We start from the raw sequence: 23,967 nt of genomic DNA on the forward strand, positions 1-23,967 counted from the left end.
GGGTTTCATCCGAATAAGAACGCATTGCATCCTGAGACAATGGAAGGTGACATCATGACATTTAATTTCGACAAGGTGGTCAGCCGGTTTGGCACGAACAGTGCGAAATGGGACGGGATGGCGCAGAGCATGGGGAGCGATATGATCGCTCTCTCCGTGGCGGACATGGATCTGCCAGCACCGCCAATGGTGGTGGATAAGGTCGCGGAGGCCGCACGTCACGGCATTTACGGATATACCGATCCGTTCCCGCCTTACTTCGAAGCTGTCCGCACTTGGCTTGATAAAGCCTATGACTGGCAGGTCGAGCCCGAATGGATCGTATTTTGTCCGCGCATTGTGCAGGCCGTTTCGGTCATTGTTCAGAAATTCGCGGAAGCCGGAGACAGGATTCTTGTCCACACGCCTGTTTATCAGCCTGTTGCGAAAGCGGTTACGCTAAACGGCCGGATATTGGTTGAAAGTCCGCTTGTGTTTGCGGACGGGCGATACGAGATCGATTTTGACGATATGGAACGACGGATGCAGGAAGGGATCAAGATGGTCCTGCTCATATCCCCCCACAATCCGGTGGGCCGCGTATGGACGAGGGAGGAGCTTGAACGCATGGCGGAGCTTTGCATCCGGTATGACGCACTGATTGTGTCCGATGACATCCATGCCGATTTCATACATGAAGGTCACGAGCATACCGTCATCGCCAAGCTGTCCGAAGAGGTTGCGAACCGTTCCATAATCTGCACGTCGCCGGGCAAAACCTTTAACCTGGCGAGTCTCGAAATCGCCAACATCATCATTCCCAATGCTGCGCTGCGGGAGCAGTTTCAACAAGGTTTGCAGCAGGCGGGGATTCATAATCCCACATTCTTCGCCGTGCCCGCGCTGGAAATTGCGTATACTTCGTGCGATGAATGGCTGACGGCGCTGCGCGCTTATATCAAAGACAATATTGCTTATGCTCGAACCTTCATTGCCGATCATATGCCTGGGCTGAACGTCATCGATCCTGAAGGGACGTACCTGCTATGGATCGACTGTAAGGCAGTGAGCTGTCATGAAAAGGATCTGGTGGAGTGGATCCAGGAAAAGGCGCGCGTCAGCGTCAGCTTCGGCTCATCCTTCGGTCCTGGCGGTGAAGGCTATATCAGGGTCAACGTGGCTGCGCCGCGCCCTGTGTTGCAGGAAGGCCTGAAGCGGCTTGCCGCGGCTTATCCACTAAAGCGTTAACAACCAAAGTCTAAGAGATCAGAAGGAATAAACTTCAAAGGCTTACCATCCTTATCTCGCAAGAAAAACTTCCGCTATATGCGGTCTGTCTTCTGAGAAGGTACATCGATAGACATTTTCTTATTTACATCCAGGGGGAATCCATGATGGCTAAACCAAAAGAGGAACGAATGATAAAGCAGCCGACCATGTTTTTGGCGTTGCTTCCGATTTTTACGATGGTGATTTTGCTGTGCCTTGGTTACGTATTATTTGAGCTGCCGCCCGAACCGCTGATTATTGCATCCGCCATTGTCGCAGGCCTGATCGCGATTAAGCTGGGTTACAGCTACAACGATATTTTGGAATCCATTTCGCAAAAAATTGCGAAAACCATGCCCGCCATCCTCATCTTGATTGTGGTCGGATTTATGATCGGCGCGTGGATGGTCGGTGGAACTATTCCTATGATGATCTACTACGGCCTGAGAATCATTGATCCGCAATTTTTGTTGATCACCGCTTTTCTGGTTACATCTGTAGTATCCGTATGTACGGGAACCTCCTGGGGATCTGCCGGGACCATCGGGGTTGCCTTCATGGGGGTCGGCGCTGGAATGGATGCCAATCTTGCCGCTGTGGCAGGTGCAGTTGTAGCGGGTGCTTACTTCGGGGACAAGCTTTCGCCGCTTTCGGATACAACCAATATTGCTGCCTTGTCCACTGGCGTTAATCTGTACGAACATATCGGCCATTTGCTGTATACGACGCTGCCGTCCTTTTTCGTGGCGGGGATCGTTTATGTGGTCACAGGACTGAACACGCATGTATCCAGCGTTGGGGTTCCTGAGAAGGTCACCGAGATCATGAACACGATGACAACGATATACGATTGGAATTTGCTCCTGATCCTGCCCGTGTTAATCGTCCTGTATGGCTCGATCACCAAGAAACCGACGATTCCTGTCATGCTGCTGTCATCCATTGTGGCCATGGCGAACGGCATGATATTTCATGGCTTCACTTTGCATGACGTTGTGACTTCGGTTGTAAGCGGATTCGATATCGCGATGGTTCATGTTAGCGGCTTTGATCCAAATACCGTCATTGCTGATATTCCGCGTCTCATTAACCGGGGAGGCATGAGCTCCATGATGGGGACACTGCTCATCTGTTTCAGTGCGATCACGTTTGCCGGCACGATATCGCTGACCAAATCGCTGGAGTTGATTGTGGACAAGCTCTTGAAGCATGTGCGTTCCACCGGCTCGCTGATCCTGGCTACGATTGCAACAGGGTTGACCATGATCGGCGTAACAAGCAACGGACAGGTCTCCATCCTGATGCCGGGCGAGATGCTCCGTGAGGCTTACATCCGGCGCGGTCTTCATCCGAAGAACCTGGGGCGGACGGTGGAGGATTCCGCGGCCATTACCGAACCGATTCTGCCATGGACGGCAGCAGGTGCCTATATGGCCGGTACACTTGGCGTAGCGACATTATCCTATTTACCTTGGGCGGTGTTGTGCTGGACAGGCATTATTTTCGCAACGATCTGGGGTTTTACCGGGTTCGGCATCGCGAAGCTTACGCCCGAGCAGCAGGAGGAAATGCTGAAGGAGTACGACAATCCGCATAAAGGAAGTCAGAACAAGCCTCATGCGGATGATGCAGGTGCTGCATCTGTCCATTAATGCAGGATGAATATTTCTTGGATCAAGGCAAGAAATCATCAATATAAATGCGTGAACGTATGCGCTAAAGAGGAGAGAACACCATGACACAACAAGAGAGAAAAACCATCGCTACTCAGCAGGCACCCGGAGCCATAGGCCCTTATTCGCAAGCGGTGCAATACGGAAATCTTCTGTTTACATCCGGTCAGCTTGGGATGGATGCGTCGGGGCAATTTGCCCCGACGGTAGAAGAGCAGGCGAATCGCTCACTGCTTAACGTGAAGGCGATTCTGGAAGCGGCCGGCTTTGGTATGGAGGATATCGTCAAGACTACGGTCTTTTTAAAGGACATGAATGATTTCCAAGCCGTCAACGAGGTATATGCTTCTTTCTTTTCAGAGCCATATCCGGCACGGAGCGCCGTGGAGGTTGCCCGTTTGCCGAAGGATGGGCTGGTTGAGATTGAAGTGGTAGCTAGCAAGTCGTAACCCCATCGTCCTTCAATGTGCTGAATTAGGGATATGAACATCATTAGGTTTTAATAAAACTGCCGGGCACTAAACCCGGCAGTTTTTTGTGTGAAAAGGGGTTATCATTTTTATTTCGTACGCCCATATTGCTTCCCGTAAGACAGCACCTTATGGTACAGGCTTTTGTCTTTCAAGTTTTTGAGCGGATAAACTTGGGGTCTGGTGTTGACCTCTAGAATCCAGGGCCTCCCCTTGGAATCGACTGCCACATCCAGGCCGAGTTCGTTAAATCCTTTGTAATGGCGGTCAAAATTTTTACCAACGGCAACGCCGAGTCCCTTGAGCTCAGACTCCAGCTGCTGGGTGAAGGTCGAGTCGAAATTGGCGCCGCTCATCGTCTTCTTGAACGTTCCGATGGAGCCGCCTTGATTATAATTGGTGGCGACTTTGTTCGGGTTGCCGACTTTGGTGAACAGCGCGGTGCTAACCCAGGCTCCCTGCCTAGTCTTCTGGACCATTACCCGGATATCAAATGGCTTGCCATTGCTTTTGGCTAAACGAATTCCTTTTTGCAGCAGATATGCCCTGCTCCCGGCAAAGCGATTCAGACCACGAAGCAATTGAGATGAGCTGGAATACGACGTTTTCGTGGTATTCAGCTGGCTTTGATAGCCCCTGTCTGTTTTGCGGATTCGGATAATATTATTGCCACCCGAACCATCCGTGGGTTTGAAGAAAACCGTGGAGTAGTCCGCCAGCATAGAGTTCAGGTTTTTTTTGCTGAACGGCAATGTGTGCGGCACGTATTGTCTGAAATAAGAATCTTCGTTCAGCCATTTCGTTTTCTTCCATTTGCTTTTGATGGTGCTGCTTTTATATTTCATAGCTAAGAGGCTCACCCCTCTTTTTTGTTCAGCATATGCCGAAAAAGTAGAGCAAGCCTCCACGATGGCCTTAAACCAAGCGTTGTGCTTGAAAAAATTCTTTTATCAAAATAAACAAGATGATAAATAAAACTGCTGCGACAAGATTGAACAGGGAAACGTCATCTACTATAATCAAATAGATCTGATCTAGAAGGAGAGAATTCCCAGGTGCGAAGCCCACTCATTGCTTACTGTCTTTCGAAGAAAGCTGCAACCGAGGATTATCCGTTCGGCCCGCTTCCGATCGTCATGAAAGTCGGGGGCAAAATGTTTGCCCTGATTACCATAACGGCAGGAGAGAAGGTTAGTCATATTTCCCTGAAATGCGATCCGGTGATTGCAGAGAATTTGCGCCAGCAGCATGACGCGGTGCAGCCTGGTTATCATCTCAACAAAAAACATTGGAATACCATTACCGTGGATGGCTCCTTAACGGAAGCGGACCTCCAGGATATGATTGATCATTCCTATGATTTGGTGCTGAAGAGTTTACCGAAGGCTCAGCGCGATGCGATCTCTCAGCGGCTGGTATGAAGCCTGCTGAAATAAATAATCGCCCTGTGGCACAGTGGTGGCAGATAAACATCCACTTGCCAGAGGGCGTTTATTAGATGGTACCATCAAACCTAGTTCAACCCATCCGCTGGGCGGTTTCGTATCAGAATGGTCTCATGCCCAAAGTATCCACTTTCTCCCCGGTAATATCAACGCCCATACGGCTTGTAATATCGCGGTAGTGACCGGCGCGGCGCTGCACCGGGCTGCCCTCGGTTTCACCGAGGTTAGCTTCCAGGCCGTTCAAGACCATCACGGTCGTACCGAAGCCGGGATCGCCCAGCCCTCTGAACTTCTCAAGCGGGGAAGGCTTCCATCTGCCAACCATCACGTCATGGGCAGAAGGCTTCGGGTCCTGCGGCGTCATCCAGAACAGGATGGCGGTCATGTAGCCGATTTTGCCGTCAGCGGCAACGATCTCCGGATGGTCCAGCAGCACGCTTTTGTCTCCATAGATGATGGAACTGAACAGGCCGTAATTAAAGTTCCAGCTGAGCATGATCGGTCCCCGTCCATAATAGCGTTTGTCTGGTGTTCCGGGATACAACACCGCGCTGGCAGGATCGACGAAAGCATCCTTGTTGACACCAGTCCGGCCGGCGATGTTCTCGTTCCAGAACAATCCCCAACGGAGCGGTCCTCCCGGAGCGGTAGCCCAGCCTCCGCCCGTTTCGTGGGACAGATTGGCGAGGAAGGCGGCCAGTTCACGCTTGCGGTCCTTCTTGAACCCTTCCTTCAGGAAAGTGCCGCCATCAATGATAACGGTTTCAATATCTTTGTTAAGGTTCTCAACCGAATGGAAGTCAGCTGAACGCACAACGAGTGTTTCAACGCGGGCGTCCTTGTCTAATCGGTAAATCTCCTGCGCGGAAGGGGTTCCTTGCCGCGTGTTGATCTTGATCTTCAGATTGGAGACCTCCGCGACCGCGTTGATGAGGTTGTCGTATGAGAAATAGTCGGTCTGATCGGCTTTATAGTATTCTTTGCCATTGGCGATTTTAAACCATTCCGCCGAGCCTAGCCGGTAAGGGAACAACGCTTCGAAGTCTTCCTCCGAGAGCAGTGCTCTAACAGCGGCGATCGCCTTCTCCGGTGTGTAATCCGGATCGAGGCCATCCCAATTCTGGTCGATCTCCTTACGACTGATTAGCCGGTGCTCCCCGATCGCTAGGGAACCGCCTAGATTCTCCGTGATTTGTGCTGGAGCTGAGGTGCTGGATTTGGTGCTGGCTGCCGGATGAGCGGAAGATGCTTCGGGCTGGGGCGCTTCATCGGCTGCAAAGGCATGAAGCGGGGTCATGAGGAGCGCAGCGCCGAGGGCTGCAATCATACTTCGCTGGATCATTTTGCGGGATAACGGATATTTCCACACGGTCATACACATTCTCCTCTGTATCATTGGGATTGGAATACACTGCCATCATATATACGGTATGTTGTTTTGTACATAGTCAGGAAATCCCACGATTTAACGCGCAGTTGACATTGAAGGGGAACCTCTGGCGCGACCAAGCGGGGTAGATGTGACGATAGTCAGGGGATTTGCTGTGGAATCGCTAAAGATGCCGTCGAAGTTCGATACTGGCATTCGCAGTGTCCTCCAACTTGATGACTAGTTTTTTAATGTAAAAACATTATAATGTTATTATGTTTTGATTCTATCAATCTACTGATCTATGGAAAGAATGCTTCACTTCATAATGTTCTGTTCATTTGTGTAATTTCATACATATTAGAGATTCATCATCTTATAGACGAAGAAGGTTAACTGACATGAGTTTATTTGTTCGCGAAAAAGGGTTCTACAAAAGCTTTTTCTGGCTGACGCTTGTGATCGGGATGCAGAACCTGATATCGGTCGGCGTGAATTTGTCGGACAACGTCATGCTGGGAGGATACAGTGAATCGGCGCTATCGGGCGTTGCCCTCGCGAACCAGATCCAATTCCTGCTGCACATGCTGGTTATGGGCGTATGCGAAGGATTGGTCATCATGTCGTCCAGATTCTGGGGAGCGAAGGATTTAGGCTCCATCAAAAAAGCAGCAAGCATCGGCATGCGCATGGCCATTTTCCTCAGTATTGTGTTATGGATAGTCGTGTTCTTTTTCCCGCATGAGGTACTGTCCTTGTTTACGAAGGAAGAGAATGTTATAGCCGCAGGTGTGGAATATTTACGAATCATCTGTTTCTCTTATATCTTCTTTGCCGTCACCAGTTCCTTGCTGGCTTCACTGCGAAGCGTGGAAACGGTGAAAATCGGCTTTGTGGTATCGTTATCGACCCTGATTATCAACATCTGCCTGAACTATATCCTCATCTACGGGTATTTAGGTTTTCCTGAACTGGGTGTGACCGGATCGGCTATCGCTACCCTGACGGCTAGAATCATTGAATGTGTGATCGTCCTGGTGTACATTAAACGATTTGATCGCAAAATTTTGCTGAAGCTGCAGGATTTCCTGCAGTTCGATATGGATCTCTTCAAACAGTACATTCGCGTAGGCTCCCCGATTCTGCTGTCGAACACGGTATGGGGGCTTGCCATGGCGGCACAAACTGCCATTCTGGGGCATATGGGAGAATCGGCAATCGCGGCCAACAGTATTGCGACTACGATTTTCCAGATGGTGACAGTCATCGTTTACGCTTCGGCCAGCGCAACGGCTGTGCTGATTGGGAAGACCATCGGTGAAGGGTTGATGGACAAAATCATATCCTATGCCAAAACGCTGCAGATTCTGTATATCCTGCTCGGCTTGCTGACGGGCGCTGTGCTGTTTGTAATTAAGGATTTCGTCCTGGGCTTCTACTCCATATCCGATGAGGCGAAAACACTCGCGCTCCATTTCATGACAGTGTTGTCGATCACCGTAGTCGGAACGGCTTATCAGATGCCGGCATTGACGGGCATTGTGCGAAGCGGCGGAGACACCCGCTTTGTGCTTTACAACGATTTGATTTTTATGTGGCTGATCGTGCTGCCCTCCTCGGCATTATGCGCGTTTGTGTTCCATTTATCACCACTCGCCATATTCATTTGCTTGAAGTCCGATCAGATACTGAAGTGTTTTGTGGCGATCGTAAAGGTTAACCGATTCAAATGGATACGCTCCTTCAGCTCATGATGGATAGACGGTTGTCTTAAGGTAAATTGATCAAATAAAAGGAACCCCGGGTCCACGGACCGACCGGAGTTCCTTTTTCGATATTACAGAATGTATAAGTTTTCAGCGAAGCGTAAGCCATTCTGTATCCTCATTTATATGTTTAAGGGGTCCCCGCAAAGTATTTGGAATAAGCATCAAAGCATAGGCTCCACTTTGTGGGGCTATTTGGGATATAAGGTTCAATCCTCTAGCAGGTTCAATGACTGGGCTTTAACCAGAGCCTGCGTGCGGGTAGTCACGCCGAGCTTGCCATACAGTCTGGATAAATATACCCGGACTGTTCCTTCGGACAGGCCAAGTGCAGCGGCCATCTGTTTATTGGCGGCACCTTGCCGGATCAGATGCAGGAGATTCATTTCATTCCGATTCAGTTGTTCCGGGAGAACAGACGGGGATAGCTTGGCGGATGAAGGGTCCGCTTGGGGATAATCAGGAAAATGCTCCAACAGGGTGCGTACATATTCAAGCAGCTGATGCTGCTCCGGCTGTAAGCCGCTTTCTTGTCCTTGGTGGTTTGCATACAGCTTCAGCAACTGGTACATCTCCTCTCCTTCGTCCAGGAAGGAACGGACATAACCGTTCTGTGCTCCAATACGCAATGCGTCGCCAAGGAGATGAAGAGACTGCTTTCGCTGACCACGCTGATATTCCAGCAGCGCTTGCAGGCCTGTGATCTCGATGATGCTGGATCGTTGCTGTTCGCGCTCAGCTTGGGGTTTTAACAGCTCCAGGAGGTGAAGCGCCTCGGCTTCCCTGCGCTGTTTGCCTAACAGGCGAACGAACGCCAGATATTCGGTTTCCCGGCTATAGGTTGGTCGGTCCTTGACGGAAATCGGGAGACCGGCCGCTTCCTTGCGGGCTTCGGTTATACGCCCTTCCCGAATATAGAGCATGCATCGTATAGCCTTTAATGGAGCAAGCCATGGGCTGGCTTTCCTATCGAGGACAGCGGTCCATGCTTCATCCAGAGCATAATGGGCCAGATGAAACTTGCCCTCCGCAGCGTACAGCTTGGCTTCGGTTATATGAAGCGGCACGAACAAACCCATGGTTTCTTTGGCCGGGGGCGCATTTCGAATCTGTACCAGCAACTGACGGCATTCGGCAAGCCGATTCCATTCATAATACCCCTCGCACAAGGATTGCTTTACATATAAATTCATGAGCGAATGCGCCCATCCATGGGATTCCAGCACGCCGATAAACAGGTGCGCGATCCGCTCCGTATCGGCGGAGAGAGCTCCCTTCATGCCAAGCGGTGTACGTCTTACGTAAGGCTCCTGACGGTTGTAATCGAATTGATAGTAGATCGGATTGTCGGGCATAGCGTTGTCGAGGATGCCTTCGCTGAAAGCTAACCATTTGCCGAAGTCCCCGTTCAGAAAAACAAGGTTGGAACGCACGAACAGGAGGCTGCTTCGGAGCTGCTCCCGTCGATCTGATGACGCGAGTGCGGCGCACGTTTCTTCAATCTGGGACAGCATGCGCTCAGATCGCTCCAGATCCCCTGCCAGAACCATGATAAAGGCATGCGCTAATGACATTTCAAGTGTCGTCGAGAATGGGGATGGGATGCGGTCAAACCATTCTAGCAAGGTAGCAATTTCCCCCCGTTCAAGCACGGTTTGCATATGCTGCTCCAGCAAGTTCACGGCCCCATCAATGTCCTGCGCTGCAAACATATGGTCAATGGCCTCATCCATAGAACCGGTAGAAGCGTAATATTGCCCAGCAAGCCGATGACGCTTCGTATACTCCCCGTTATCTTCACGTAGCAGGAGGTCCAGCAGAAACTGCGAGAACAGATGATGATAGCGATAGCAGGTATGATGTTCATCCAGTGGAACCAGAAACAGATTCAGCTTCTGCAGCTCCTCCAGCATCGGGCGGCTGTCGTTGAGATCGGTTACCGCATCGCACACCTGTGGATGAAGCTCCGACAGGACTGCGGTCTGCAGCAGAAAAGTGAGTACCTCGGGAGATAGCCTGCTTATCACCTCCTGGAACAGATATTTTGAGATCAGAAGTTGATTTCCCTTCATATCTTTGACGAATGGCTCCAGATCGCTGCCGGTTCGCAGGGAAAGCGAAGCAAGCTGGAGCCCGGTTATCCAGCCTTCCGTTCGATTAAGCAATGCATCCAGTTGCATCGGAGTTAGACGGGGCTGACTGCTATCTGATTCATGCCGGAAAAAGCGCTCGGTTTCATCAGAGGTGAATTCCAGCTGCTTCATTCCGATATGGTTGACCTCATGGTTAACCATCCCTTTCATTGTGGGGAATGGAAGCTCGGTTCGGGAGGAGATGAATAGATGAATAGGCTCAGGGAGGTAATCAATCAAGTAGGAAATCCCCGCATGGATTGCATGATAGTGAATGCTATGCAGGTCCTCGAGAATGAGATTGAGGGGTTCATGCTCCTCGTATAATTCACTGATCAGCGTATCCAGAAAGCTTTCAATCGAGGCGCTTGGCAGCAGATGCGTATGGTTCATAAGCCGATCTCCTTGCTGTTCTGGAAGAACCGAAGCCAAGGAGGCTGCAACGTATCGCCAAAAGCGGACAGGATCGTTATCCCGTTCATCCAGCGACACCCAGGCGCATCGCTCGTTGGCTCCATGGGCCCACTGGGCCAGCAGCGTCGATTTGCCGTATCCGGCAGGGGCAATAATGGTAGTCAGTTGTCCATTGTGGCCTGCTGTCATCGCTTGAATAAGCCGATTCCGGTGAATGAGATGCTTTTTTAACCCGGGAAGGCTTATTTTCATTTTTAGAATAGGTGAATCAGTCAGTAATTTCATAGATACCCTCGCTATATACGAACGTTATTTTTACGAAATTTGAGTCAAGATAACTAGATTATATGAAAAAAATGATGAAAAGTTAACGTTTGTCAATCGTTTCCCTTCCATTTATTTGATAGCATCCATAGTACCGCGGTCCCGACCGGGATTGTGGTTGATAAGCGCTGATGAAATGAGGGAGGAGATTTATGTTAAGGCGTTCAGGGAAAATCCTGCTATGTATAGCTTTGCTGTTGATGCAGATGGATTGGGTATTCGGATACCGGCAAGCCTTCGCAGCCACCGCGATTGCACCGAAGCTTGTGGCCGGTTATTATCATACCGTTTCGCTTGCAAGCAGCGGCGAAGTTTACTCATGGGGGTTTGGAGACAGGGGGCAGCTAGGTGCCGGCATCTGGAGTGCCCGGGTCACTCCCGTTATGGCGAAGGGTTTGAATCATGTCATTGACATTCATTCCGGCGTCCGCAGCTCGATGGCGCTCCGTCAGGACGGAACGGTATGGACGTGGGGGGCGAACGAGAACGGACAATTGGGAATTGGAACGACAACGAATGTGAACGCTCCCGTACAAGTTGCAGGTTTAAGCGGGATTAGGGCCATATCCGGCGGATTGGGCTATCACGGCATGGCGCTTTCCGAGAACGGCACCGTATGGACTTGGGGGAAAAACGACAACGGCGAGCTGGGCAATGGAACGACGATACAACAAAACACCCCGGTTCTCGTGACCGGTCTAAGCGATGTGAAGGCGATTGCGGCTGGAGGATATTACAGTCTTGCCTTGAAATCCGACGGTACCATATGGGCCTGGGGCGTGAACGGAGACGGGGAACTCGGCGATGGAACGAGGATGGATCGATACATGCCGGTACAGGTGGCGGGGCTGACAGACGTCGTTGCCATTGCCGCCGGAGGGTCTCATAGTTTGGCGGTTAAACAAGACGGCACCGTCTGGGCATGGGGAAAAAACACATACGGCATGCTTGGGGACGGCACGAGAACAAACCGAACGACACCGGTGCAGGTTAGAAACCTGGAGCACATTGTTGCGGTTGCAGGCGGAGGATACCACAGCCTAGCAGTAGACCAAGCAGGGAACGTATGGAGCTGGGGGGAAAATAGTCAGAAGCAGCTTGGCCTGCCGAATGCTTACAGCCTCATTCCAGCCCCTGTGCCGGGGATCAAGCATGTACGCGAAATTTCCGCCGGCGGCTTTCATAGCGTGGCGATGAAGAAGGATGGGACCGTCTGGGGATGGGGCTTGAATTCCGGAGGGCAAATCGGAGACGGAACGATAAACACGAGGGAAATACCTACCCTGTCGAAGGCCGTGCTGGATACCACGTCCCCGGATACAGGAAGTGGGGTCTTGAATCCGTACAGCATTACCGCGGACTCCGTTGGATTGGAGTGGCCTAAGGCCCGGGACAATATGACGGAGCAGCACGACCTGCAGTATCTTTTATATTCGTCTGGCAGCCCGAATATCGGGGACGTAAGTCAAATGGAGAGGTACGGAAAGCCGATCGGTAGCTACACGGCCGATCAAACCGCACTTGTGGTAAACGGACTGGCGGAAGGCACGGATTATTATTTTAATGTCATCGCCAAAGATGCCGTCGGCAGAAAAAGCGCATACCGCATGCTGAAAGTGACAACGAAATGGCCGCAAATCTATTCGTTAATCTATGATGGCAACGGAAATACGACAGGGAATGTTCCGGCAAGCAGTGGTTTGTTTGCCAGAGGCGAAGAAACGGTTGTAGCGGGCAATACAGGCCAACTGGGCAAGGATGGGTACAGCTTCGTCGGCTGGAATACGGAGGCCGATGGAAGCGGGATCGATTATCCGGCTGGCGGCAAGCTTATCTTCGGTACGCAGGATGTTACGCTGTATGCCAAATGGAGCGTGAACCCGGAACCGATTGAACTTACGGCGGTATCGTATGCGCCGGCTCATCAGTCTGTCGGCGTTGAAAGTGATGCGACCCTGCAGGTTGTCTTCAATGAAGACGTGACGGCTGTGTCCGGTAAATCGATTACGATTAGGCAAGCTTCGGATCAGCGTGTCGTGGAGACCATCGATGCTGCCGATGCAGGTAAGGTCTCGGTTCTCGGGAACGCGGTGACCCTAAACCCGTTGACTGCTTTCGACTATGGAAAGACCTATTATGTCGAGATCGAATCGGGGGCTTTTACCGGTAACCATTCGGGTACTTATTTTGCCGGAATTCAAGGCGGGGATACCTGGAGCTTTACGGTCAGGGAGCCTGCGACCACGCCGTATGACGCCACCTTGCAAGCATTGGCGCTGAATTCACCTGGAGCGGAAGTGGGTCTGAGCCCTGAATTCGATAGATATCATTATGACTACAAGGCACAGGTAGCCAATGAAACGGATCGCCTTACGGTGACTGCCCAGGTGTATGACGCTCGTGTGCAGGTAACGGTCAGCGTGTACGGGGAAGCCGGGGATTTGGAAGTGGGGCCGATCGATATTTTCTCCGGTCAGGAGAGCCCGGAACTCCCGGTTTCCGTAGGTAACCATATAATCGAGGTCGTTGTGACGGCGCCGGATGGCCAGCATCTGAAATATAGAGTGATGGTGACAAGAGCGTCGTCAACCGGAGGCGGAGGTGTAACGCCTGAAGAACCGGGAGGAGGTTTATCTCCTGGAGGTACTGGCTCAGGCTCAGGATACGCAAATTCAGGTTCATCAGGCAGTGCCACGCCAGCAGAGAACAGAGTGAATGTCAGAGTTACGCTAAACGATGAATCTCAGGAAGGGATGGTTACAGGCTTGTTCCATGAGACAGATGGACATACCGTCGTTTCGATGAAGCTGGATACGGCAAAGCTGGAAGCCCGTTTAAAGACCGTGGACTACAATCCGGTCATCGTCATTGCGCTTGCACAGCCTGCGGATCATGTCTACCTGGAAATAAGCGGTGCTGCAATTGACCTTCTTGATGCTAAGCAGGGCGCCATTGAAATCCGATCCGTTCTCGGTACCTTCCATGTTCCTGCTGCCGTGATGGCATCATCGCGCTGGCAGAAGTCGGGAAGTTTGGATAAGCCGATAGCGGCGGATCAAATATTGGTGACTCTAACGATGGCTGCCAGCGATGCAGCTAAGGTAAAGGCTGTTCAGAAGGCGGCGCTGCAATCCGGTATAACCCTTGTCGGTTTGCCTGTCGATTTTGAAATTACAGCTAAGGTTCAGGACATATCCCTGCAATTAGATCCGTTTCCACAGTATGCGGAGCAGCGGATTTCATGGCGACAGGGAGTGTCAGGCCCGATTACTACAGCTGCCCGGGTGGATGAGAATGGAGATTTCCATCATATCCCGACGCGAATAGAGATGAAGAAAGATGGAAGCAGCGAGGCCGTTCTGCATCGCCTCACCGCCGGAACCGTTGCTCTCATATCACATCAAGCGAGCGTTGCCGATGTTTCGTTTCATTGGTCCAAGGATGCCGTGAACGATCTGGCTTCGCGATTGATCCTCGATGGAAGCGGCCGAGTGAAGGAGCCCACAAACCCAGGTGCGAATCAGCCCGAGAGGACCCGTTTCGCTCCGGACGCTCATGTGAATCGTGCGGAGTTTGCTGCCATGATCGTCAGGGCACTCGGTTTGCACGAGGTGAAGGGCGAAATCCCTGCTTTTCAGGATGTCAGCGCAAGCGACTGGTATAGCGGCGTCATTGCACAAGCCGTACAGTATGAGCTTCTTCAGGGGTATGAGGACGGCCGTTTTCGGCCAACTCAAGGGATTACGCGCCAAGAGGCCATAGCGGTTATGGCTAGAGTGATGAAGCTGGCAGGATTAACGAGTACAGTGAATGAGATGGAATCAGCTGATATCCTTTCATCTTTTCAAGATCTCCAAGAGCTGTCCGCTTGGGCCAAACCGGCTGCTGCCGCGCTTGTGCAGCAAGGAATAGTCCATGGAGCCGACGCAGGGCTTAAGCCGCTGCAGAAGCTGTCCCGCGGCGAGGCGGCCGTCATGCTGCAGCGGTTATTAAAGGCAGCAGAGCTGATCGATTGATTCAGCGGGATTAACTAGGTCGGATCTTAGAACATTTCATATATTTGCAGGGGATGCCTTTAGGCATCCCTTTCTGCGTGAATGAAAAGGAAAAGCAGCATATAAGCTGCCGAAAATTTGAAATTAATGCGTTTTCATGCTGATCTCGGCAGAAAACGCTTGCTCAAATGTTGGCAATTTCCGAACATTCTCGACATTTTGATAAGGTAATGTTCTGTGATATCGGCAGTTTTCCGCCAAGTTTTTGCTAAAAAACACATTAAACTACATAAAACGCTAAAATTTTTGTTTTGACATCTGCTTGTCTATACCATAGGATAATAGTATAAAAAAGTGCTCATCTAGGAGGATAAGGTCAGGAAATGAAAAAGACATGGTCAATTCTATTAACACTCGTATTATCCGTTGGATTGCTTGCAGGTTGCGGCAATAATGATAAGTCTACTGACAATGGTGCAGCTAATGGCGGTTCAGAAGGATCTCAAGATAAGAAACGCATTGCACTTGTTCTCCCTGAGAAGATCGGCGTGAATCCTTTCTTTGCATTGATGGACGAAGGATTGCAGAAGGCCGCTGCCGATTTCAATGTCGAAGTGAAAACGATTGAATCAACAGACCCGGCTTCGATTGAGCAAAACCTGCGTACGGCGGTTGCTGAAAAATATGATTTGATTATCACATCCACCTTCCAAATGGAAGATGCACTGAAGAAGGTTGCACCGGAGAATCCGGACGTGCCTTTTGCCATTATCGATACGGTAGTGGATTTGCCGAATGTCCGCAGCGTCGTATTCCGTGAACATGAAGCAGCTTACCTGCTTGGTGCAGCAGCTGGATTGGCTACGAAGACCAACAAGGTTGGCAACGTGGTTGCAGACGACATTCCGATTATGCATAAATATATGACCGGCTTTGCAGAAGGTGCAAAATCGGTAAACCCTAACGTTGAAATTTTCGTTAACTACGTCGGCGGTTTCACAGATCCGGCTAAAGCGAAGGAACTCGCACTCCTGCAGAACTCCAAAGGTGCCGATTTCGTTGCAGGCCTTTCCGCTGTTGGTGATTTGGGCGTATTCGAAGCCGCGAAAGAGAAAGGCTTCTATGCTTCAGGACAAGATACGGATAACACGGGCACGGATCCCGAGCACGTTGTGCTTGCTCAATTGAAAGGTACAGACGCTGTTGTCTACGAAACGGTTAAAGACTTTGCAGAAGACAAATACTCATTCGATATTCGTGATTACGGTCTGAAAGAAGGCGGCGTGGGTCTTACTTACGTAACCCATGAGAGCAAAACACCGCTTAACCCATTTATTGGACAAGACATCGTAGATCAGCTTAAGGTGATTTCCGACGATATTATCGCCGGAAAGATTAAAGTAACCAACGCATTGGAACAAAATTAGTTCTCACCTGGACCGGCTGCACATGAGCAGTCGGTCTTTCATTCAGAAGCGAAAGGAAGGCATGACTCGATGCTACTCCAGATGGACAATATTACGAAAAAGTATGGCGAGTTTAGCGCAAACCGCGGCATTGATTTTTCGCTGCGTGCGGGTGAAGTTCATGCGATCGTCGGGGAGAATGGTGCAGGCAAAACAACGCTGATGCGGATATTGTACGGGATGGAGCAGCCAACCTCGGGTACGATTCGGCTGAATGGCAAGGAAGTTTCGTTTGCAAGCCCGCTTGACGCGATTCAGGGCGGCATCGGTATGGTGCACCAGCACTTCATGCTGTTTCCTACGTTTACAATCGCTGAGAATATCGTGATCGGCAATGAGCCGGGATCAGGTGCCAGGTTTGACCGCAAGCAAGCCGTGAAGATTGTTGAGGGGCTTTGTGATCAATACGGAATGAAGGTGGATCCCCGCGCAATCGTAAGCAGCAGCGCGCCTGGCGTGCAGCAGCGGGTTGAAATCTTGAAGGTGCTGTATCAGGGCGCCGAAATCATTATATTGGATGAGCCAACGGGCGTGCTGACGCCGCTCGAGGTACAGGAGCTCCTGGATGCCATTAAACAGCTCTCCAAACAGGGAAAGAGCTTTATTCTGATAAGTCATAAATTGAACGAGGTCCTTGATGTGGCCGATCGCATCACGGTGCTTCGTGACGGCGCCGTCACGGGCGTTGTGGAGAAGGGGAATACCGATGCCCATCAGCTTTCCCGTCTCATGGTCGGACGCGAGCTCATGGAGCTGGATCGTAAGCCGATCACGCCAGGTGAGAAGGTGCTGGAAGTCTCGGACGTTTCGATCCGCGGAACGAAAGGAAAGCCGGTTCTGGACGAAGTGAATATTGAAGTCCGTGCGGGCGAAGTTGTCGGGATTGCCGGTATTTCCGGCAACGGGCAGTCAGAGCTACTTCAGGTAATTTCCGGTCTGGCTCAGCCGGACAGCGGGCGGATTGCCGTTTCGGGCAAGGACGTAACCGGTATGTCGACAAGAGAAATACGGGAGCACGGATTAGCCCATATTCCGGAGGATCGCTATGTATGGGGTGCTAATCGAACGGCAACCGTGATGGATACCGGGCTTATGGGGCACCACCGCCGCTTGCAGAAGGGCGGCTTCCTTAATCTGAAGGACATTCGTTCGTTAGTTTCCGGATGGGTTCAGAAGTTCTCGATCAAGACGGGCTCTCTGGAGACCAGCACGCAGTATTTATCCGGCGGCAATCTTCAGAAGCTGATCGTCGCACGGGAACTGGAGCAGGGAACCCCGTTCCTGATCGCTGCCGAACCGACGCGCGGCGTCGACATCGGGGCCATGGAGACGATCCATGGCGAGCTGCTTAAGCGGCGTGAAGAGGGGACGGGAATTCTGCTGGTATCGTCGGAATTAACGGAAATTTTGAAGCTGTCCGACCGGGTTCTGGTTATGTTTGAAGGCCGGATCGCAGGCGAACTGTCAGCGAAGGAAGCGACAGAAGAGAAATTGGGACTGCTGATGGCGGGAGGAACCTTGTAATGAATAAATGGACAAAATTTACGCTTCCGCTGCTCCAGCCGATTGCGGCCATCATTGTAGGGCTGCTCGCCGGAGCCATTGCCATCATGATTGCTGGTGGCGATATCCTGCAGACTTACGCGGAGATGTGGAAGGGTGCCTTTGGGGGCATGTATTTCTTCACGAATACGTTGTCCCGGGCGACTCCGATTATTCTGATTGGTCTGGGTGCGGCGTTTGCATTCCGTGCAGGGTTCTTTAACCTTGGCGCGGAAGGTCAGATGGTGTTTGGCGCGCTTTCTGCCGCATTGGTCGGATTGTACATGCCGGGTCCGGGCTGGCTGGTGTGTATCGTTGCCATCCTTGCCGGTGTGATCGCAGGCGGATTATGGTCGGTGATGGCCGGATATTTTGATGCCCGGTTTCGGGTTAACCTGCTGATTTCTACTCTGCTGCTGAACTATGTGGCCGTGTTGTTTGCGGGTTATCTGGTCGCCTATCCGCTGAAAGACCGTTCAGGTTCGGCGGCGATGGCGCAATCCGAAATGCTGGATAACAGCGTCTGGCTGCCGAAGCTAATCTCCGGTATGCCGCTGCATGTAGGCTTTGTGCTCGCGGTGCTGGCCGCATTGATTATATTCGTACTGTTGAAGCGCTCCGTGATCGGTTACGAGGTACGGATGCTTGGCGGCAATCCGCTGTTTGCCCTGTTTGGCGGCGTTAAGCGCGGACCGATGATGCTTGGCGCCATGTTCTTCAGCGGCGGCTTGGCCGGTCTTGGTGGCGCCGTTGAAATTCTGGGCTCCCAGTATCGCTATATCGATGGTGCATTATCTACGGCCGACTATGCCTGGACGGGCATTATGGCTGCATTGTTGGCAGGATCGCATCCGATCGGCACGCTGATTGCCTCGATCTTTTTGGCCGCGCTGCAGACAGGCGGTATGGGCGTGGAACGGAATACGGAAGTGCCGCTTGAGGTAGGAGCGATTATCCAAGCCGTGCTGATTCTGTTTATCTCCGCCCGATTCACTTACAGCTTCCTGAAGCGCAGAAAGGGGAACAAATCCGATGGAACAGCTGTTTGATATTGCCTTAATCAACTCGGCCCTCCGGGTGCTCACTCCGATCTTGCTTGCGGCCCTCGGCGGTGCCCTGTGTTCGCGCGTCGGACTGTTCAACGTCGGTTTGGAAGGCTTTATGCTGCTTGGCGCTTTTTCCGCCGTGGTGGGGAACCACTTCTTCGGCAACGTCTTTTATGCGATTTTGTTCGCGATTGTGATCGTTTCGATATTCTCTTTTATATTTGCTTATCTCAGCATCAATCTGCAGGCGAACGTCATCGTGGTCGGTATCGCGATGAATGCGTTGGCGGCTGGATTGACCACATTTAGTTTACGGGCTATTTTTGATGTAAAAGGTGCATTTTATGACAATACGATGGTCGGGCTGCCGAAATGGAACATTCCGATTATCGAGGATATTCCGGTGATCGGTCCGATACTGGCGGGTTTGACGCCGCTTGTCTATCTGTCGTTTTTGATTGCGGGCCTCATGTGGTATTATTTCTATCGCACGAAGAGCGGCTTCCGGTTCCTGGCTGCCGGCGAGAATCCACTCGCTGCCAAAAGCGTGGGCATCCGTGTAAGACGGTATCAGTATGGAGCCGTGCTGGCGAGCGGTGTGTTGTGTGCGCTTGCCGGTGCGCAGCTGTCGCTTGGCCAGGTGACGATGTTTACGGAAGGCATGACGGCTGGACGCGGCTTTATTGCGCTCGTAGCCACGATGCTGGGCCAATCGGGTCCGCTTGGAGTAACGGCCGCAAGCCTGCTGTTTGGCTTTATGGATGCGCTCAGCATAAGGTTCCAGGGACTGGCGCTGCCTACGCATTTCACGCAGATGCTGCCTTATGTCGTCACGATTCTGGCGATGTTCTTCTTTAAGGACAAAAGCTTCCAGCAGGATGCACTGAAGCAGGGCTCAAGCTCCAGATAGGTGCGGATGCTGCGCCGTGACAACAAGAGAATTCGCCATCTTAGACGATCAGCGGATGCGAAAGCGATCAAGCGTAAAGGAGATGAACTTGGTGCACAAAAAAGCAGAACGTTTGAAGAAAATGAAGCCGGTGGCGGTGGGCAACCTGACCGAGGAGCAGCGTGCCAAGCTGCCGCCGGGGCAGACGCTGACCGAGAAATTCCCCATTTTGCACGAAGGGGAGGTTCCTCATTACGACATGTCGGAGTGGACGCTCAAGGTATTCGGCGAAGTCGAAGAGGAACGGACGTTTTCTTATGAAGATATCATGGGGCTGCCAACGGTGACCGTGAATACCGATATTCACTGTGTCACCCGCTGGTCCAAATTCGATACGGTTTGGGAGGGAGTCCTGTTCCGGGATTTCCTGGCGGGGCTGAAGATCAAGCCGGATGCCAAATACGTCATGTTTCATGCCGATCCGGATTATGATACGAATGTACCTATCGAGGATCTGCTCAAGGACGATGTGCTGCTGGCCTATCGCTTTAACGGCGAGCCGCTGACGGACAAGCATGGCTGGCCGCTGCGCACGGTTGTGCCGCATCGCTACTTCTGGAAGAGCGCCAAATGGCTGCGCGGCATTGAGTTTATGAAGGAAGACCGCCCAGGCTTCTGGGAACGCAACGGTTTCCACAATGAAGCGGACCCGTTCAAGGAAGAACGGTTTAGCGGCGAGGCACTGGATATACCTGAAGACGAATGGACACATAAGGAGTTTGACTAATATGTTGATGCCTATTTTGCAAGTGAACTCAGAGGATATACCTGAATTTGTGATTGTCTGCGGCGATCCGAAGCGTGCGGAGACCATTTCCCGCAAGCTTACAAACGCGCGCGAACTCGCGTTCAGCCGGGAATACCGCACCTTCGTGGGGACGTATGAAGGCGTCGAGCTTGCGGTAACCAGCCACGGCGTTGGTTGTCCGGGAGCTGCGGTTTGCTTCGAGGAGCTGATCCGCGCGGGGGCAAAGACCCTGATTCGCGTGGGCACGGCCGGATCGTATCGGGCGGATACCCCTGCGGGAAGCCTTGTCGTCAGCACCGCGGCGATCCGTACGGATGGCCTGACGAAGCAGCTGGTGCCAGACGGCTTTCCGGCAGTTGCGGACAGCCAGGTAGCGGAAGCGCTGTACGAATCCGCCCTCGCGATCGGTGAGGGCGTGGTGCGCAAGGGGATTACCGTAACCCTGGACGTGTTCTTTAACGGCGTTGAAGAAGTACCGCACCAAAAGTACAAAGCAGCGGGAGCGCTAGGCGTAGAGATGGAAATTGCGGCGCTGTACGTCGTTGCGTCGATCCGCGGCGTTCGCGCCGGTGCGATTGTAGCAATGGACGGCTTTGCCGACGCTGATCTCGCGGCCGAGTACGACCCGAACACGAATGTGGTCGTTGACGCGGTGGAACGCGAGATTACCACGGCCTTGCAGGCTGTGGTGAAGCTGGCGAAGCAGGGTTAGTAAGGGCAAGAAAGCCGGATTTCCTGAGTGCAGGAAATCCGGCTTTTTATTTTGAGTAGGATGCATCTAGAGAAGTATGAGGAACTTGCAGCTGCAAATCCAGTCGTACCTATCGTTACTGCTTTGGCGGCTGGACAGTGAAGAAGGGAACCTTTTCGATTCCTACCGCCCGCACGTAAGTGAATAATTGCCCTTTATGGTGGATTTCGTGGTCGACCATGTTGCCCAGCCAAACTATTCCAGGGACAACGAACCCGTTAAAGTCGAGCGGCTGCTCGAGCTGGCTGTCAGACAATTCAGCAAAAACCGCTGTAGACGATTCGGTTGAAGCTTGCACGATATTTCTAATGTCATCGATGGTTTCGTACTCGGTGGAAATCGAAGGCGGAGAGAACGAGCCTTTTGCAATGGAGCGCAGGAACATATCCGAGGACGCTGCAATATGAACAGCTAATGCACCCAAGGTATAGGCGTTCTCCCACGGTTTATAATCCAAATGCTCGCTCTTTACGTCCTGCAGCAGTTGCAACAAGACCGTACGGTGTCTATGCCATCGTTCGAATTGCTGTTGGCCTTCATGACTCATGATTCATCCTCCTTGATCGATTGCAGAATAAAGTGTTTAAATATGCGCCCGCCTTATTCACGGTTTATAAAACAGTTCGATAAGTAATAGCGGATTCCTTCCCGATGCGCAAGTTATAGCCAGATGTTGTATTTGATCATTTTGGAAAAAAGCAGTTGCAAAAAGAAAGGAGGCCGTATATACTAAGCTCAATTAGTGATTGGTCAATCAATAATAAAACAAGATGAGTGAAGGAGGGTGGTAGAAATGGCTAGAGCGTCAACCTCTGCGAATCGGCGGAATGATATCGTGGCGGCAGCCATCGGAGTGTTTGCAGAGATTGGATATTATCGCGCGACCACGGCTCAGGTTGCCGAACGGGCAGCGATATCCCAGCCTTACGTCTATCGGTTCTTTACCAAGGAGTCACTGCTCGTGGAATCGCTGGCTGTTTCCTGGGAGCGCATCGTGGAGGCATTTCAAGCGGTGATCGAATCCGCTTCTCCAGAGAATCTGGAGTTGGGTTTGATTCAGGCCTACGAAGGGATTGTGCAGTCGCATCGCAGTGAGATCCTGCTCCAGATGCAGGCACAGACGATTCAGGAAGCGCCGATCCGCGAAGCGATGCAGCAGGGAATGAATGAGGTGAAGGACCTCGTGGAGAATGCTTTTGTGCGGGCGGGGTTTGAGGATGCCGATAAGAAAACCTCCGATTTTCTGGCCCGGGGCATGCTGTGCAATGTAGCCATGGCGATGGATATGCCAAATATGATGCCTATAAGATAGATCATGTCCAGGCGCGTTTTGTGCCACACCGCGTACCGTATGGGTAGTGCGCGGTGGAAGAAGGGCATTTTTTTAAAAGAAATTGTAATTGGTCAATCAATAACGATATGGGATAAGGGAGAGATTGATGATGAAAAAAGCGATTGTTTTGGGTGCAACAGGTGGGGTAGGAGCTCCATTAACCGTGGAGCTGGTAAAGCGTGGGGTCCAAACGGTGGCCTTCGGCCGCTCCTCGACGAAGCTGAATGAGCTGGCGGAGCAGTTGGACCATTCTCCTCTGCTTACGCTGGAAATTGGAGATGCGTTTAAACCCGAGGATATTCTAAGAGCCGGGGAAGGAGCTGACGTTATTTTTCACAGTGCCAACATTCCCTATCACGAGATGGAGTCCAGGCTGCTGCCGCTGGGTGAATCGGTTATGACAGCAGCAGAGAAGCTGGATGCAAAGGTTGTTGTCGTTGATGGAATCTATCCTTATGGCAGGCGCTTAATGGAAAAGGCGACGGAGGATCATCCCAAAAAACCGCATACCCGCAAGGGCAAAGTGAGATTGGCCTACGAGCAATTGATATTCTCGTCGCGTTGGCATAAGGCAAAACCTCTTATCGTACGGCTTCCCGATTATTACGGTCCCTCTGCGCAGGCATCTTACCTATCGGTAACGATGGAAGCTATTGCGGCAGGCAAACCGACCGCTTTCATCGGCAATATGAGCGTTCCCCGTGAGTACGTCTATTTGCCGGATGCCGCGCGGATGATTGTGGAGATTGCAACAAGAGAGGAGTCCTATGGGCAGAACTGGCATATCCCCGGACCGGGCGTAATTTCAGGCCATGAGCTGGTACGGATTGCACAGCAGGCTGCCGGAAAGCGCAAGACTGTGATGCCGCTGGGACGAATTGGGCTATCTTTGATTGGATTATTCAATCCTGTGATGAAAGAGGTGGTTGAGATGCTGTATTTGACCGAGGAGCCTCTGGTGCTGAGCGGTGAAAAATATGAACGCTTGATAGGGCCGATTCAATGGACGCCCCATGAGCAGGCAATTACGGCAACGATGAGGAGTTTAATGGACAAACAAGCTCGAGAAGCAGAAGACGCAAAGCGTAGTGCAGCCACGATATAACGATATATTACAGATTTTTTTTACGGAAAATAGTAATTGATCAATCAATAATATTGATTGGGATTAAATAGAGGCAGACACGCTGACTGCGTTGACGGTTGGCGTGTTTTTTATGGGCTCGAAAAAAATTTCGAGAATATCCATCAGTTTCATTTGCCCAAACGTTATATTAACAGAAAAGACAAAACGAA

Annotated in this window: 18 protein-coding genes; 14 read left to right on the forward strand and 4 right to left on the reverse strand. The window is 51.5% G+C overall.

The window, feature by feature from the left end; genetic code table 11:
- The first annotated feature begins 54 nt into the window (after positions 1-54).
- From MHH48_RS06615 to MHH48_RS06625, 3 genes are all read left to right on the forward strand, one after another.
- Positions 55-1,227: a MalY/PatB family protein gene (locus MHH48_RS06615; protein WP_083659669.1), complete on the forward strand. Its 1,173-nt coding sequence runs from the start codon at positions 55-57 to the stop codon at positions 1,225-1,227.
- A 146-nt stretch (positions 1,228-1,373) separates the two neighbouring features.
- Positions 1,374-2,900 carry a Na+/H+ antiporter NhaC gene (gene nhaC, locus MHH48_RS06620; protein ID WP_076322815.1) on the forward strand — a complete coding sequence of 509 codons (1,527 nt, stop codon included), beginning with the start codon at positions 1,374-1,376 and terminating at the stop codon, positions 2,898-2,900.
- Between the two features lie 83 nt (positions 2,901-2,983).
- The gene (locus MHH48_RS06625; protein WP_076322816.1) at positions 2,984-3,370 is read left to right on the forward strand and encodes a RidA family protein; all 387 of its coding nucleotides are present in this window, start codon (positions 2,984-2,986) and stop codon (positions 3,368-3,370) included.
- Between the two features lie 110 nt (positions 3,371-3,480).
- Here MHH48_RS06625 and MHH48_RS06630 read toward each other — a convergent pair whose 3' ends face one another.
- Positions 3,481-4,236 carry a YheC/YheD family protein gene (locus MHH48_RS06630; RefSeq protein ID WP_076322817.1) on the reverse strand — a complete coding sequence of 252 codons (756 nt, stop codon included), beginning with the start codon at positions 4,234-4,236 and terminating at the stop codon, positions 3,481-3,483.
- Positions 4,237-4,446: 210 nt separating this feature from the next.
- Between MHH48_RS06630 and MHH48_RS06635 the strand changes: the two genes are divergently transcribed.
- A complete protein-coding gene (locus tag MHH48_RS06635) occupies positions 4,447-4,812 on the forward strand; it encodes an MmcQ/YjbR family DNA-binding protein (protein ID WP_076322818.1) in 366 nt (121 codons plus the stop codon).
- A 124-nt stretch (positions 4,813-4,936) separates the two neighbouring features.
- Here the strand turns inward: MHH48_RS06635 and MHH48_RS06640 are convergent, their stop codons facing one another.
- On the reverse strand, positions 4,937-6,211 hold the full coding sequence (locus tag MHH48_RS06640) for a chitinase (RefSeq protein ID WP_076322819.1): 1,275 nt from the start codon (positions 6,209-6,211) through the stop codon (positions 4,937-4,939).
- 395 nt (positions 6,212-6,606) lie between these two features.
- Between MHH48_RS06640 and MHH48_RS06645 the strand changes: the two genes are divergently transcribed.
- Positions 6,607-7,959, forward strand: a complete 1,353-nt coding sequence (locus MHH48_RS06645) for an MATE family efflux transporter (protein ID WP_076322820.1) — start codon at positions 6,607-6,609, stop codon at positions 7,957-7,959.
- A 221-nt stretch (positions 7,960-8,180) separates the two neighbouring features.
- Here MHH48_RS06645 and MHH48_RS06650 read toward each other — a convergent pair whose 3' ends face one another.
- Entirely contained in the window at positions 8,181-10,802 is a 2,622-nt protein-coding gene (locus MHH48_RS06650; protein ID WP_076322821.1) for a LuxR C-terminal-related transcriptional regulator, read from the reverse strand.
- 191 nt (positions 10,803-10,993) lie between these two features.
- Here MHH48_RS06650 and MHH48_RS06655 point away from each other — a divergent pair, with 191 nt between their 5' ends.
- The 7 genes from MHH48_RS06655 to MHH48_RS06685 all read left to right on the forward strand — a co-directional run bounded on the left by MHH48_RS06655 (position 10,994) and on the right by MHH48_RS06685 (position 21,299).
- On the forward strand, positions 10,994-14,857 hold the full coding sequence (locus MHH48_RS06655; protein ID WP_076322822.1) for an S-layer homology domain-containing protein: 3,864 nt from the start codon (positions 10,994-10,996) through the stop codon (positions 14,855-14,857).
- 362 nt (positions 14,858-15,219) lie between these two features.
- Positions 15,220-16,263 carry a BMP family protein gene (locus MHH48_RS06660; RefSeq protein WP_076322823.1) on the forward strand — a complete coding sequence of 348 codons (1,044 nt, stop codon included), beginning with the start codon at positions 15,220-15,222 and terminating at the stop codon, positions 16,261-16,263.
- A gap of 69 nt (positions 16,264-16,332) precedes the next feature.
- The gene (locus MHH48_RS06665) at positions 16,333-17,826 is read left to right on the forward strand and encodes an ABC transporter ATP-binding protein (RefSeq protein WP_076322824.1); all 1,494 of its coding nucleotides are present in this window, start codon (positions 16,333-16,335) and stop codon (positions 17,824-17,826) included.
- Complete coding sequence (locus MHH48_RS06670; protein ID WP_076322825.1) at positions 17,826-18,893, forward strand: ABC transporter permease; 1,068 nt, start codon at positions 17,826-17,828, stop codon at positions 18,891-18,893. The genes MHH48_RS06665 and MHH48_RS06670 overlap by 1 nt, the downstream gene beginning before the upstream one ends.
- Positions 18,877-19,800 (forward strand): ABC transporter permease, encoded by a 924-nt coding sequence (locus tag MHH48_RS06675; protein WP_076322826.1) that lies wholly within the window; start codon positions 18,877-18,879, stop codon positions 19,798-19,800. Before MHH48_RS06670 ends, MHH48_RS06675 begins: the two co-directional genes overlap by 17 nt.
- 91 nt (positions 19,801-19,891) lie before the next feature.
- Complete coding sequence (locus MHH48_RS06680) at positions 19,892-20,566, forward strand: sulfite oxidase-like oxidoreductase (RefSeq protein WP_076322827.1); 675 nt, start codon at positions 19,892-19,894, stop codon at positions 20,564-20,566.
- 1 nt (position 20,567) lies between these two features.
- Entirely contained in the window at positions 20,568-21,299 is a 732-nt protein-coding gene (locus MHH48_RS06685; protein WP_076322828.1) for a nucleoside phosphorylase, read from the forward strand.
- A gap of 115 nt (positions 21,300-21,414) precedes the next feature.
- On the opposite strand, the gene MHH48_RS06690 is transcribed toward MHH48_RS06685, so the two are convergent.
- Positions 21,415-21,885, reverse strand: a complete 471-nt coding sequence (locus MHH48_RS06690) for a DinB family protein (RefSeq protein ID WP_076322829.1) — start codon at positions 21,883-21,885, stop codon at positions 21,415-21,417.
- Positions 21,886-22,131: 246 nt separating this feature from the next.
- Here MHH48_RS06690 and MHH48_RS06695 point away from each other — a divergent pair, with 246 nt between their 5' ends.
- Together MHH48_RS06695 and MHH48_RS06700 are read left to right on the forward strand one after the other, a co-directional pair.
- Positions 22,132-22,650 (forward strand): TetR/AcrR family transcriptional regulator, encoded by a 519-nt coding sequence (locus tag MHH48_RS06695; RefSeq protein ID WP_076322830.1) that lies wholly within the window; start codon positions 22,132-22,134, stop codon positions 22,648-22,650.
- A 130-nt stretch (positions 22,651-22,780) separates the two neighbouring features.
- Positions 22,781-23,776 (forward strand): NAD-dependent epimerase/dehydratase family protein, encoded by a 996-nt coding sequence (locus tag MHH48_RS06700; RefSeq protein WP_076322831.1) that lies wholly within the window; start codon positions 22,781-22,783, stop codon positions 23,774-23,776.
- The last annotated feature ends 191 nt before the right edge of the window (positions 23,777-23,967 follow it).

The sequence above is a fragment of the Paenibacillus sp. FSL F4-0100 genome, from assembly GCF_037993005.1.
Classification (GTDB): Bacteria; Bacillota; Bacilli; order Paenibacillales; family Paenibacillaceae; genus Paenibacillus_AQ.

Bases quoted from the DNA above. Each gene is read 5' to 3' on its own strand.
- MHH48_RS06615 (WP_083659669.1), top strand. From the start codon at position 55: ATGACATTTAATTTCGACAAGGTGGTCAGCCGGTTTGGCACGAACAGT.
- nhaC (WP_076322815.1), top strand. From the start codon at position 1,374: ATGGCTAAACCAAAAGAGGAACGAATGATAAAGCAGCCGACCATGTTT.
- MHH48_RS06625 (WP_076322816.1), top strand. From the start codon at position 2,984: ATGACACAACAAGAGAGAAAAACCATCGCTACTCAGCAGGCACCCGGA.
- MHH48_RS06630 (WP_076322817.1), bottom strand. From the start codon at position 4,236: ATGAAATATAAAAGCAGCACCATCAAAAGCAAATGGAAGAAAACGAAA.
- MHH48_RS06640 (WP_076322819.1), bottom strand. From the start codon at position 6,211: ATGACCGTGTGGAAATATCCGTTATCCCGCAAAATGATCCAGCGAAGT.
- MHH48_RS06645 (WP_076322820.1), top strand. From the start codon at position 6,607: ATGAGTTTATTTGTTCGCGAAAAAGGGTTCTACAAAAGCTTTTTCTGG.
- MHH48_RS06650 (WP_076322821.1), bottom strand. From the start codon at position 10,802: ATGAAATTACTGACTGATTCACCTATTCTAAAAATGAAAATAAGCCTT.
- MHH48_RS06655 (WP_076322822.1), top strand. From the start codon at position 10,994: ATGTTAAGGCGTTCAGGGAAAATCCTGCTATGTATAGCTTTGCTGTTG.
- MHH48_RS06660 (WP_076322823.1), top strand. From the start codon at position 15,220: ATGAAAAAGACATGGTCAATTCTATTAACACTCGTATTATCCGTTGGA.
- MHH48_RS06665 (WP_076322824.1), top strand. From the start codon at position 16,333: ATGCTACTCCAGATGGACAATATTACGAAAAAGTATGGCGAGTTTAGC.
- MHH48_RS06670 (WP_076322825.1), top strand. From the start codon at position 17,826: ATGAATAAATGGACAAAATTTACGCTTCCGCTGCTCCAGCCGATTGCG.
- MHH48_RS06675 (WP_076322826.1), top strand. From the start codon at position 18,877: ATGGAACAGCTGTTTGATATTGCCTTAATCAACTCGGCCCTCCGGGTG.
- MHH48_RS06685 (WP_076322828.1), top strand. From the start codon at position 20,568: ATGTTGATGCCTATTTTGCAAGTGAACTCAGAGGATATACCTGAATTT.
- MHH48_RS06690 (WP_076322829.1), bottom strand. From the start codon at position 21,885: ATGAGTCATGAAGGCCAACAGCAATTCGAACGATGGCATAGACACCGT.
- MHH48_RS06695 (WP_076322830.1), top strand. From the start codon at position 22,132: ATGGCTAGAGCGTCAACCTCTGCGAATCGGCGGAATGATATCGTGGCG.
- MHH48_RS06700 (WP_076322831.1), top strand. From the start codon at position 22,781: ATGAAAAAAGCGATTGTTTTGGGTGCAACAGGTGGGGTAGGAGCTCCA.